Below are 13,178 nucleotides of genomic sequence, written 5' to 3'. Positions count from 1 at the left end.
GCTCTTTTTCCGTCAGCTTTTGCTCTTTGAGCATGATACCGCTCACCTCAACAAGTAAAAGGCACGCCCTCCCCTTGGGTGAGCGTGCCTTACATTTGTATATCCCACCCATTTCTTCACAATCAGGTCTTGCCGACTAGACGGCGGGGGCAGGCCCGTACCGGTTTCCCGGAGTTTCACCTGACTGCATCTCTGTTTAATTGTGGGCTGGGCCGCCCGGCAGACCAAATTCGGTCTGCCGGGCTCCTGCTCAAGTAAGAAGGTGCTCCCTCCATCCTTACTGGGTGGATAGGGGGGAGCACCCATGCGGCTCGGCCTGGGTTTACAGACCGGAGCCGAACGGGGGTTTCATAGTTTCTTCCGGCATCTCAGGCGTTCTTTGCCTTACTCTCCAGAAGGCGCATCAAAATGGTGGCAACCTCAGCGCGGCTGGCCTGGCCCTGCGGGTCTAAACACTTTCCATCCTTTCCGGTAATCAGCTTCTCCGCATAGGCCCACTCCATAGCCCGGGTTGCCCAAGCGGAGGTATCCGTACCGTCGGCAAAATCCTGCAGATTGGCCGTTTTGCTTACATCCCAGCCCTTGAGCTTCGCATAGCGATACAGGATGGAGGCAATCTGCTCACGGGTCACGCTGCCCTCCGGGTCAAAGCCCGCACCTGTGCCGCTGACGAGACCAGTCTGGCTGGCCCAATCCACAGCCTCGGCGTACCACGCATCCGGCTTCACATCCGGGAAACCGGATGCGCCAGACGCCTCAGGCTCGCCCTCCAGCCGCCACAGCGCCGTAACCAGCATGGCGCGGGTCATGGTGCCGTTGGGAGAGAAGGTGGTGGCGCTGGTGCCGTTAAAGAGCTCGTTGGTATAGGCATAGGCCACTGCGTCGTAGAACCAGTCTCCCTCACGCACGTCGGTGAAGGGGAGCTGCACCGGCTGTTCCGGCGGTACTGCAACAAAGGTGCCCAATTGGGTCGTGCTGACCTTTACCCAAAGCCCGCCGTTCCGGCTCAGGCAGACGCCAGCCAACTTCTCTACCGCGCCGCCTCCGCTGATCTGGTATACGGTGCAGGCCTGGCCCGCCTGGAATGCACCGGCATTCACGGGCAGAAGCAGGGTAATGGACCGGCCGCCAAAGCTGGTGATGGACTTGTTGCCGGAGGTAAGGGACACCTCCACCACAGAGGCACCGCTCATCTGCTCTTCCGTAACGTCCGCCCTGCCGTTCAGCAGAGCCTCTGCCTGGGAGATGGTGCGCCGTGCCATATTGACGGTCAGATCCTGCCCGCCTGCCCCACTCAGGATTCTGGCAAGGGTGAGATTTGGCATGGACAGCTCGCCCAGCGGCGTCCGTACAGCCAGATCCGCGTTCGTCTCGTCAAGGGCGTTGTCCAGGGTGCATCGGGGCAATTCCACAGAGATAGCGGACGCCTGTTCCGCCCCCGTCGGGGCGATGACCAGCACGCTGGCCTCGGCCTCGAGAGCCTCGTCCAGGAGCTTGTTGAGATCCGCCGCAGTCACTGCCGCAGAAGCGTTTCCGCTATTATCCACAGACGCTTTGGGCTCCAGGACAACTTCAACGCCGTCCTGCTCTGGCAGTGTCAGGCTACCGTCAATGACAGGCAGCTCATTCTGCCCGACCGCACCGGACTCTATCAGCCACAGCCGCAGGGCCTCATACCGCCCTGCGTCCTCTGCTGTAATGTACTCCCGCTGCTTGCTGTTCAGCTTCTCATATGCGTCTGCGGCTTTCCGCACCTGACGGATCAGGCTACTGGTCGGGACTTTGTTCTTGTTAACCGCCGGCAGCTCCTTTAGGAGCTTTTTGGCTGCGTCGATCTTCTCATAGAACTCGATTTTCTCCTCGGCGGCCTCCAGCTTATTCAAGAGGGTCTGGCTGATCTCAGCCTTCGCCTTTTGGGTCAGCGCGTCATAGGCCGCCCGCGCCGCCGACACCTTAGATGCCTGGGTCTTGTAGTTGGCATAGGTAATCTCCGGCACTGCCTTGATCATCCCAATGACCGCTTCCGCGCTGTTGCCGTTCACCACGGTAATGGTATACTTGGTACCCTCGTAGTCAATGGCCTCCGTGCTCTGGTTGTTCATAGAAGGCCACGATGGGTCGCCTACGCCGATGTAAAGGATGTCGCCGGGCTTGACTGTGATGCTCTCCGTGCGCTTGTAGAAGGCAGAGTCGCGGTTGTAGCGGTTCAGGAAGGTCTTAACCATGTAGTTCTTGTTGACCGCGGTGGGCGTCACGGTGACCCGCGCACTGTTCCCGGTAATGCTCAGGGTATACTCCAAGGTATCGCCGTCAAAACGGGGGGCGAGACTCCCGCCGCTAATGTGCAGGTCCTCCAGACTAGTGTCCGAATTGCCCCAGAGACTCCCCACATCTTCGCCCAGGTTCTGGGTGAACACGATGTTCAGGTAGTCGCCGTCTGCCAGCTCGTAGGTGCCGCGGCCTCCGACCCGGAAGGACTGGAAACCTTCGTTGACAAACCAGTCGTTGAGGGTGCCCATCCAGCCGGCACCCCGGGAACCGTCGAACTCGGCCAAGCTGGGCTCGCTGTTGTCCCGCCAGCCATTTCCGTTTTTATCCATATAGATGCCGGACAGGTAGGTGATATCATAGCCTCCGGTATCGCTGGCCCCGGTACCCCACCAGGAGTAGCCGTCCAGGGCCAGGGCCTTGAGTACGATGGTCATCATGGTGTCCTCGGCGCACAAGTCATACCAGCCAGACGCCAGGGTGCCGGTGAAGTCTCCGCCCCAGTAGGTGTTATTCTCAATGCTGATATACACCTCGCCTACCACGGGGCCAAAGTCCGGGATCTCCGTGCCACGCTGGAAGGTGGCGCGGATGCTGTGGCTCGCATCCACATCGTAGAAGGTATAGGAAGCGCTTCCGTCCGAACGGATGTACAGCTCGTCCAGATCGACCGTCTTTCCGTCTACGCGCAGAGTGGCGATCTCGTAACCGTTGTCCGGCGTGATGTGGAAGATCTGATCTTCGCCGGCATCCACTTCGACAGAGCCAAACGGATCAATATCTCCATTGCCGCCAGCCGTCGCCGTGATGGTAAAGGTCTGCGCTGTGGTCTCTGCCAGGACGATGAAGGTGCTCAGGTGGTTCACGCTGATGCTGACCACCCGGCCACTGTCAGAAACGCGGCATGTGCCGGTAAGAATCTCATGGCTACCGTTATCGCTGATAACCAGCACTTTGTACTCTCTACTCAGGGTAAAGCTGTTGTCCACGGGGATGGTGAGGGTAAGGTCGTGACCACCGAAAGAGGTAAGTTCTGTGCTGCCCACCCTGACCGACACTTCCACCGCCACGCTACCGGCGAGGTTCGTCCCATCGGGAACTATGTCCTCCATTGCGCTGTGACTCTTCTCCTCCACATGGATGGACAGCTTCTCCCCGTCAGTCTCTTTTTGGGCAATGGAGCCCAGGACATTTGCGGGGAGGGTGACGGTTCCCCTGGACGTCTGGATCTCCACACCGGCATTGGCCTCCGAGATGGTCTGGGCCGCGCCCGCGGGCAGTTCCACGCTGACCGAGGAAATGCTGCTGCTGTCCGCCGTGGGAATGATGGTGATGGTATCCGCCGCTGATGCAGTCACCGCTTCTACCGCTTTCTGCACCGCCGCTTCGTCGATGACCGCGGTCTGAGTATTGCCATTTATTGTCACCTCCTGCACGATCACAGGGGAGGGCTTCTCAAAGGTGACGGATATGGCGTGGTCCTCGGTGACGTTCTCAAAGGTGTAGGTGTAGGATTTGCTGTCCGCGCTGGTGACCAGGGCGTTGGCGGCTGTGGTCGGGGCGGCAGATTCCGCCTCCGTCCGCTCCGCGCCGCAGTCCGGGCACACATAGACGGAAATTGTCTCCGTGGAGGCCGCCGCGTCCAGCTCCCAGCTGTGGGGGGCCAGAGAGGACAGCTCCTCCAGGCCGCAGGCGGCGCATACGTTCCAGTGCACCCCGCTGCTGTGGGCTGTCTCTGTGAAGGCGTGCTGTGCGTAATCGCCATAGGACTGGCCGCAGAGGTCGCAGCTCGCCAGGGCCGTGCAGGTGGCTGTGCCGCCGCTGTGGCTGCACGCCGCCGTGCCGCCCGTCTCCGGGCTGTAGCCGCACACCTGGCAGGCGCTCCCCTCTGCATGGGGCTCCGCTGTCCCGTCCGTCTGGGGCAGACCGGCGCCCACGCTCATCAGGAGCATCGGGTGGATTCCCACAACACTGACCAGTTCCCCGCCCGTGCTGCCGGGGTTTATATCCGGCTGGCTCTCATCACTGGCCGGGGCTTCGGCGGATTCCGGAATTTTGGTCTGCTCCTCTGCCGGGGGCTCGTTTTCGTTGGCAGAGTCTTCTCCGGTTTCCTCTCCGGGGGCAGGTACTTCAGGATCGGATTCTCCTTCTGGAGGAATTGTGTCGGGATCTTGCCCCTCGGTCTCCTCCGGCTGTTGTCCGTCGGCATCGGGCATCTCCGGTTCGGCCCCGGGCGCTTCGGTTTCCTCGCCGGTAGTGGGTTTCTGAGTGGCGCCTCCCTGCTCCGGGAACTCCAGCTCCGGTGGAGCGGGCTCCTCCGTCTGCTCGAACACATGGGGTTCTGCGCTACTTTTGGCGCCGCAGATCTGGCACACCTGCCAATGGCTCGTCTCGTCCATCTGCCACGCGCCGCCGTACTGATGCGGAACCGTTCTGGTTTCCGCGCCCTGCTCCAGCACTTCGCCGCAGGCACCGCAGATCGTATCTCCAGTGTATCCAGGCTCTGTGCAGGTGGCCGCTCGCTGGCCGATGACGACGTTCTCACCCACATGGATGCCGTCGGCGCAGGCCTCCGGCTCCACGTCCTCAACGGGAACTGTGGGTAGCTGGTATTCGGGCGGTTCTAGTTTCTGCGCCACGGTTGCACCGCCGGCCCAGACGGATTTCCCGTCCACGAGGATGTCCTCAATCTGGTAGCCCTCGTTTGGCGTGACGGTAAAGGACTGCTTCGCCCCATCCGGCACCGTGACATCACCGACGGGAGAGATGGTGCCACCGGCATCTGCCGAGGCGTGGATGGTGTGGTCGGTATCAGTACCGTCCGTCGGACCGTCAAACACGTCGCTCATGTCATAGAGGGGTTTCTTGTTGTTCTTGTAGCGGTCGTAAGCCACCAGGGCATAGGCTGCCTGCTCGGTGGACATTTGGTCGATGGGACCATCAGAGGTGTGGCTGAATCCGCCATCCGTCTTCCGGTAGCCCAGCAGGTCCGCCAGAACGCTGATGCTGCCCTTGGCAAAGCTCCCCGCATCCTTCTTGAGCGCAGCTAGGGCCACAATGACCTGCGCGCTGGACTCCGAACTGCCGTATCCGCCGGTGCTGTTCTGCGAGGTGGACAGGAAATCCAAAGCTTTTTTTACAGCGCTCTGCAGATCTTCATGGCTGTGCGCTGTGCCCAGACGGTTGAACTCACCTGCGTCGAGATAGTAGGGTGCCAGCGCCTGGAGTGCCATGGCGCAGACGTCCACGCCGCCCAGTTGGCTTCCGGAGCCGTCATTCTCCTGGTCCGGGTTATAGATGGGCCAGTTGCCGTTGGACTGCTGCTTGTCAATCAGCAGGTCAATCCATGCGGCCCGGGCCGTGTTGCCCGCTTCATCCCGGTAATAATCGCCGGAATTCAAGGCAATGAGAGCCCAGATGGTGCCGTTGTTGCCCTGCTCAGAGACCTGATAGGTGTAGCTGCTGCCTTCGGCGGCCTCGTCCAGCAACGGCTTCACCAGATTGTAGGTTTTACCGTCACTGACCTGGAACTGTGTGGCGTCCATGCCCAAAGCGGTTAGGGTTACTACGACACGGGCGTACTCTGTGTGCATGGTTCCATTCTTGGAGGTGTCCAGTATGCCGTCATGGGTCTCCACATAATCCGCCAGGTTGGCCAGATATGCCGCCCGGACGTCTTCGGACAGGGTGCCGGCCCGGGCCTGGGCCAGGACGGCCCACTCGCCTTTTGTGGAGCCGACAATCGGATTTTTGACGTTCTGCTCCAAATATTCCAGAACGCCGTTCATGACCTCCCGGTAGCCGGAGGTGTCCTGTCCGCCGCCCTGGAGGATCTCCAGCGCGGCCTCGGCAGCCTCCAACACGTTCAGGTTGGACACCATGTCCTTGCCGCTGAACTTGCCGGCATAGTCCGTGTACGCCTGCCGGGCAGCGGTGATGGCCGCCTCGCTCTCCAGCGTAACCGTGCCGATTCCGGCGATCCGTTCTACCACAGGCAGGGCGGCCTCCGCATTGAGGAGGGTGTTGTAGGAATCCGGCGCGGTTGCAACCAGGGCTTTTTGCGCATCCGTCAGGTTCTCATATGCCGTCCTGGCGGCTACAATGGCATCCTTGCTCCCGGCGCTGACTTTTTCCCCAATCGCTTCCACCAGATCGTTAAACGCCTGTACTGCGGCCACGTCGTCCGGCGATATGCTCCCGCCCAGGGCCTCCACCGCCTCGTTGAGACGGGCGACCTCCGCTGCCTTCAGATAAAGTTGGCCGCTGATACCCAATGCCTCGTAAGCCGTTTTTGCAGCTTCAACTTTTGAACGGTGCGCCTCAGGATTCTCCGTAATTTCTACGGCAGTGGGAAGGTCGGCGATCTGAGTTTTTACGCTGTCAATAGCCGCAAAGAACTGGATCTGCTCCGCCGCTGCTGTCAGTTTAGCAGCAGAAACCTGTGATTTGTCCGGCAGTGCATTATAATCCGCTTGTAGCGCACTGACCGTCTGTTGGAAGCTTTTATAGTTGCTATATGTGATTTCTGACTTATCCGGCAGGTCGTCGATCCTGGCCTGGATTCCCTTCGCTCCGCTCTCGCAGACCTGGATGGTGTACCAGGTGCCGGTATAGCGGAGCGTGTTGCCGGACTGGTTGTTCATGGACGGCCACTTGTATTCGCCCACACCGATGTAAATGGTGTCTCCTGGCTGGACCGGTAGATTTTCACCACGGCGATAGTACTCCACATTGTTGGCCGTGGTTTTGTTATTGATAAATGTCTTGACCAGGAAATTTTTGTTTGCCGCTGTAGGTGTGACCGACACATCTCCGCCGTCCAGGGTCAGGGCATAACTGGTGGTCTCCCCGTCGAAGGATGGCGACAGCGTACCGCCGGTGACCTCTAGTTCCTTGAGGCTGGTGTCTCCGTTGCCCCAGGTTCCGCCCAGATCGTCTCCGTACCCGTCCATCGTGAACATCACGCGGATCTCGTCTCCGTCAACCAGGCGGTAATCGCGATCCGTATTTGAAACAGCATAGGAAGAAAATCCGTAGTTGGTGAACCAATCGTTGAGCACGCCCATCCAGCCGGAACTCACACTGCCGTCAAATGCCGCAAGTTTGGCTTCGCCATTGTCCCACTGCCCATTCTGATTTACATCTTTATAGATGTTTTCGATGTAAGTGACGCTCGTGTCATTCCCGTTGTTCCAACCATAACCGTTCTCGGACAGGGCTTCCAACACAGCAGTCATCATAGTGGTATCACTGTAAAGCTCGACCTCCGCCTCTACAAAGGCGCCGCCATTTTGATAGAAAGAGCCGTCCGCGTAAGTGGTGTTCTCAACGGTCACATGCACACTGCCGAACTCTCCGCTGGAAACGCGCGTCTCAACGGCTTTCATCGCATTGAGGGCATCGCTCAAGGCTGTTTCTATTGCTTCGGCGTTCTCCGCCGCATTGATCTTGGACACGCCCTCGTCATACGCAGATGTCAGTGTCTTCCAGTTTGTATCGCTGTAATCAGACCGCTTATAGCCATTGAACGCCTCTGACAGTTGATCCAGCGCACTGCTGCGCAGACTTTCCACCGATGTTTTGCCTCGGATATAAAATGTGATCGTCACATCGTTCCTCGGCATGAACGCTGATGTGGAGTCAGCGAAGTAGAAAGGGGCAACCCCTTCCCAACCCTTGTTGTATCCGCCTTTCGGATCGGTTGGGGGCCTATCCAGCCTCAATTCGCTCAGTGTCGCCCCCGTGGACTCCACACGATAGATCTCATAGTCCAGTTCATTCAATGCAGTGCCGGTTTCCGTACGGATATATACCCACCACTCATCATTGGGCGAGAGTTCAATGACGTTCGCATATCGAAAGCCTTTGTTTTTAAGGGCCAAAAAGCTCTTGAATGGGTCACTGGATCCCTCCTGCCCAATGAACTCAAAGGTCAGCGTAAAGGTCTTTTCCGGCAGGTTGCTTCCGTCCTCACCATAGGCTTCTACCAGAGCCTCCCACTGTGCCTGTTCCTGGCCGGTGAGCTGTGATTTCTGGTAGCCGGTCATTCCGGCATAGTGGGAACTCGCCTCCTGCATGGTGGAGATGTCGCTCTGCAGGAAGAGTCCCTCCCCGATCTGTGCCACTGTTGGGAGCTTCGCCAGGTATTTCCGCATGGCAGAGACAGATTCCTCATTGGATTTCTCCGCGTTCTCCACCAGGCTCTCGATTTGGGTCAGCGCATTTGAGAGCGCGTCTTCGGCCGCTTTAAGGCTTGTCGCGTCCTCGATGGCCTGCACTCCCGCATCATGGGCCGCCTGGACCTGGGCGTAGACGGCTTCTCCCAACTCAGTGGCGTTGCATCCGGCCAGCGCCGCAGCCAGAAGGCTCTTGCGCGCTTCCTTCGCCGCCGCAAGTTCTTCCTCATTCAGAGGGGTGACCGTCACTGTGGTCCGGGCGGGCGCGTTCAGCGATGCGTACTGGTGCTGGGCGCCGCTGGCCGTCTGGTCAAATATCACGGATTCCGGATTCGCCGCAACCAGCACATATTGGCCCGCCTCATTGAGATGCGTGGTCACCGTCCCGCTTGCGTCGGTGATCCCCTCCAGAAGCTGGTACTCCCCGGACGGCGCTCCTCTCTCATCCAGCTTCACTGCCAGCAGGCGGGCGCCGTTGAACGGCGCAGAGCGGCCGTCGTAGCTTCCCACCCAGCCTCCAGTTCGGGTCACCTTCAGCGTAAGCGCCTCGCCCTCTGCCACGGTCTCCGCATGGTCTTCAAACGACAGCAGGCCCCAGAAGTCTGTCGTGTTGACATACGCCGTTACGCCCATGGCGCTGTATTCCCTGTCCATGGGAGCGGGGGCGAACAGGATCACAACTTCATCGCCGTCCCGGAGCTTTATGTCGCCCCACTTCGCTCGATTTACGGCCACTCCGTCGAGCTGTGTCGGATTTAATCCGGCATCCCGGAGCTGAATGCCGTTGACGAAGACCGCGACCGTGGTTTGGCGGTTTGACGTGAGCGAGGAATTGCCTTTCACCTGCAGCTGGAGCCCGGCTGACGCGACCAGTCCGGCAACGGTGCGGCCCGCACCGCTCAGGGAGACGTCAGGGTTCTCATAGATGCCTTCCGAGGGCGGGAGTCCCAGCTCCGCTCCGTCTGGGCTGGCGAGGTCGTAGGCAACCTGGCTGTCGGCCACGCGGAGGGAGACAGAAATTGTTTCCTTCGCGCTCTCCAGCCCCTCGTAGTAGGCCGACCACAGCGCCGCCGCATGTCTCTGATATCCATTCAGGACAGAAGCGGACACCGACGTCCCTACCAGACCGTGCTGCTGATAGTAGGATTGGGCTTCCTGGTAGGCCGTCTGGAACGCGGTAAAGCTCTCCTCTGTATAGCCGCTCTCATGTTCCAAAGCGCCCGCGAACTGAGCGAGCATACCGGCAAGCGACCGCTGATAGATCGACGCGCTGGTCACCTCATCGCCGCCGTTGTAAACAGCGTCCAGATCGCCGGCGGCAGCCAGCAACTCCTCCGCGTACTGCTCCACAGTGTCCTGATGCTCAGCCTTGTTCTCCGTTGTGGGGTTCCCATCCTGGTCATAGAGGGAAGCGAGGTAAGCTTTGCCCTTCTCATAGACTGTCTTATACGCAGTCCAGGTCTCCGGCGTATAGTCCTCCTGCCGGTACCCTCGGCTTTCCACCTCCTGGATGGCTTCATACAGGACAGTGGCGTTGACCTGGTTAGCAGGGATCAGGTTGGCGATGGCCGCATTCAATGAAGCTGTGGCACCATTCACATCCTCCTGTGTTGCAGTTATATTATCTAAAATCTCCTTTGCTGTTTTTAGTGCCGTCTGAAAGTCCTGCCAAAAGCCGTCACTGCTCGTTGTCTTCCCGTTGTAATAATCCTCAGCCTGATAGTAATCACTACTACTTATTAAGCCAGCCCCAGCAATGACACGTTGAAGCTCATCTTTATTTGCTCCTTCGACTTCTTGCGATGCCTCTGGCCATTCCAAAATAAGGACACCAATTATGGTATTAATTTTACCCCGTTTAACAGTATATAGGTAGTATCCAAGCTTGTCTGTGTCTGTTCTTAGTCCATCTAAAATTTCTTCAGACAGATTGGATGAAATACTGCTTTGATAAAGGGCCTCACCTTTCGAGTAATTTTCCGAATCAGGTGCCACGTCAGTCAAGTTTGTCGCACCTATATCTGCTGGTTTCTTATCTATAACTGGCACGACAGTCGTAATTGCGCAGCTTGCCGCAGACGAAAACTTAATCGCATTATATTGTACAGTATCTACTACAAGGCGGTATAAATTATAATCATTTCCTTCAATTGTTATAGTTCCAATTTGCTCCAAAGCATCTGGGTCCGATACAGTCATGGTCTCGGCGGCAAAAGCAGTTGTCGGTAAAAACCCAAGCAGGATTGTCAAAATCAAAATAAATGAGATGAGCGAGCGTCCAAAAGGACGCTCGCTCACTTTTCCTATTTTATCCATTCTTATTTTATCCATTTTTTATTGGCAAATCAGCACAGTAATATACGGGGCCTCTTCTCCGGTCTGCGTGATGATCTGTAACATGTCTCCGGCTGCCATTGTAAACACATGCCCATCCGCAGCATCGCTAATCGTCTCGCCATTGAGCAACACACGCTCCATATCGGAGTACAGACGGTACTCGCCAGCGGCCACTACCTGGCTCCCCCCGTTGCTCGTATTCACCTCGTTCTCTTCTGTCGCTGCATCGGCAATAAACAGATCCTCCGTGATGCTGGCAGAGCCGCTCCCTGTCACCGCGTAGATGCCGCAAACCTCAGCGGAGGTCTCACCGAAGATACCGGGTGTGGGGATGGTGGTGTTATCCGTGCTGCTCATCAGTGCGGATGTATATACCCGGATATAACCGATCCTTATAAGCCCCGCAGGCGTGCCGTCCGGCTTTACCGCCCACGCAATGTCGAAGCCATCCCCACCCTGCGTGGTGGCCGCGGCGGTGTAGGGATTGATCGCCGTACCATAATTGCCGCCATTCACATGGATATCCGCATAGCCAAACTGATAGTCCGCGGTGGTATCCGTGTCCTTTACCAGTGTAACGCCGGTATAAGTCACGCTGGCGCCGTTAAAGGCGGAAGCGCCGACGGTCTGATCGCTGGAGACGGCGGACGTCTTCCACACGCCGCCGTAGTTCGCCGTGGTGGGGAACCACGCAGCGGCGCCAGCCTTGAACGTCCCGGTGAGTGGGAAGGAAACGCCGGGATTGCGCCCGTTCGGATCCGTGATGCTGTACTGAATATCGCTCCCGCTCAGGGTATAGGTGATGTTCACATCGCGAAGCGTATTGGGGTCATAGTACAAACTTCCGGCCAGCTCATACCAGGTCTTTCCATCTTCGGAGACCTGGACAGAGGCCGCCTCAGGGTTGCCGTTGAAGGCGTTGCCGTAGACGATGAAGTCCACGCCATAGGGATTGCTCGCGTCATCTTCAATATAGGCCTGGTTCCCTTCGCTGTCCCGCAGGGCATACTGGACGTAGCCGCCGCCGGCACCCAAGGAGACGCCGGTAGAAGAGAACCCGCCTAGAACCTTGGGGGTGCTGCCGGCCGTCGTGCTGCCGTCGGTATAAGGGCTGCCCCACATCGTGCCCCGGGCATACTGGCCCAGCGGCAGATACCCCTGCAAGACTCCGGTGATGGCGCCGCCGGCCATCTGTCCCTCCGGCGCAGCAAAGGTCAGCGTGTAGACGTTGTTGCTCTGGGCCGCATTCGCCAGCCTAATCACAATGCTGCCCCCGCTGTTGTTGGTCACCAAATACTTGGTGCCGCCCTCCGTTTCCTCCACAGGCGCAGACAGGGTGCCGCCAGTAACGGTGATTCCGTTCTCCTCGGCGCTGTCTACATAGAGGTAAAAGCTGGAGGGATAGTAGCCGTCTTCACTCGACACGATATCTCCTGTGTGATAAGCTTCGGAATCTACGGTTTCACTATCCCATACCACCGACAAAGGGCCTGCAGTATCAACGCTGATGCGGTCATGGTCATTGTCCATTACCGCTCCCGCACTGACCGTCAGCAAGCTGAATGCCATAGCCAGGGTCAGCAGCATCGCTGTAAATTTTCTGGTTTTCATACGTAAACCTCCTTCAAGTCTCTCCGTTGGATCGTTTCCCTTGTACTCCTGTTTACAACTCTTTTTGACTCTCACCGCCTCCTTCCGCTGAGAAGTCGCATTTTAATCAACCGTCAATGCGGCCGCCGCCGCGCTCCTGGAAAAAGCGCAGGGGCCGCCGCACCGATTGTCCCGTTCCCGCTGATCCTCTCCGCCCAAACACCAATACTGTTCCTGTGCAGTTGCCGCCCCGCATTGCTCCACGTCTCTCCGCTGTTGGTGGCTCGGCCGGCCTTGCCGGCGTCCTGGCCTACTCCGCTCACGGAATATCGCTTTTGGTACTGGGTTATTCAATTGTCAGCCGCGTACCGGCCATATGCGACGGGCGATAGCCCGCTGAATGCTCAAAGAGAGATCGTCATAGGGGTTTCCCTATGACGGAAGAAGGGGATCCCCTTCTTCCTCCGGATTGCTCGCTGCTGTTCTGTTGCTCTGTGCACTCCCGCTCTCCGCCTGGCAACGGAACTCCTCCTTGAAAATCTGCCGCTTGGAGGTGGGCTTCTGCTTCTTCGGCGAGGGCAGTCCTGCTGACGTGATCACATTCTGCCAGCCGCCAAAGCGCGCCGCCTCGCTCCGGACATAATCCAGCAGCGCTTCGTCGCTGGCGTCACCATGCGCCTGGGCAAACTGGACGTTTCGCTGACGAAGCGCCTCCTTGGTCCGCCCAATGAGCTTTCTGCTGAGCTGCTGGTTGCCGATGAAATGCTTACCGTTCACAAAACAGCCTCCTGACTTGTGGCACAATCC

At 58.3% G+C, this 13,178-nt stretch carries 3 protein-coding genes; all 3 read right to left on the bottom strand.

Annotation, left to right across the window (positions count from 1 at the left end; genetic code table 11):
- Positions 1 to 368: 368 nt before the first annotated feature.
- The 3 genes from HMPREF0372_RS13995 to HMPREF0372_RS13985 all read right to left on the bottom strand — a co-directional run bounded on the left by HMPREF0372_RS13995 (position 369) and on the right by HMPREF0372_RS13985 (position 13,148).
- The gene (locus HMPREF0372_RS13995; protein WP_155117038.1) at positions 369 to 10,043 is read right to left on the bottom strand and encodes an S-layer homology domain-containing protein; all 9,675 of its coding nucleotides are present in this window, start codon (positions 10,041 to 10,043) and stop codon (positions 369 to 371) included.
- A 735-nt stretch (positions 10,044 to 10,778) separates the two neighbouring features.
- A complete protein-coding gene (locus HMPREF0372_RS13990; protein WP_155117037.1) occupies positions 10,779 to 12,206 on the bottom strand; it encodes a hypothetical protein in 1,428 nt (475 codons plus the stop codon).
- Positions 12,207 to 12,803: 597 nt separating this feature from the next.
- Positions 12,804 to 13,148 (bottom strand): hypothetical protein, encoded by a 345-nt coding sequence (locus tag HMPREF0372_RS13985; protein WP_021631872.1) that lies wholly within the window; start codon positions 13,146 to 13,148, stop codon positions 12,804 to 12,806.
- Positions 13,149 to 13,178 lie beyond the last annotated feature (30 nt).

Source organism: Flavonifractor plautii ATCC 29863, assembly GCF_000239295.1.
Taxonomy (GTDB): Bacteria; Bacillota; Clostridia; order Oscillospirales; family Oscillospiraceae; genus Flavonifractor; species Flavonifractor plautii.
Note: the sequence above shows the minus strand (reverse complement) of the source record. Positions and strands in the feature narration are given on the sequence as shown.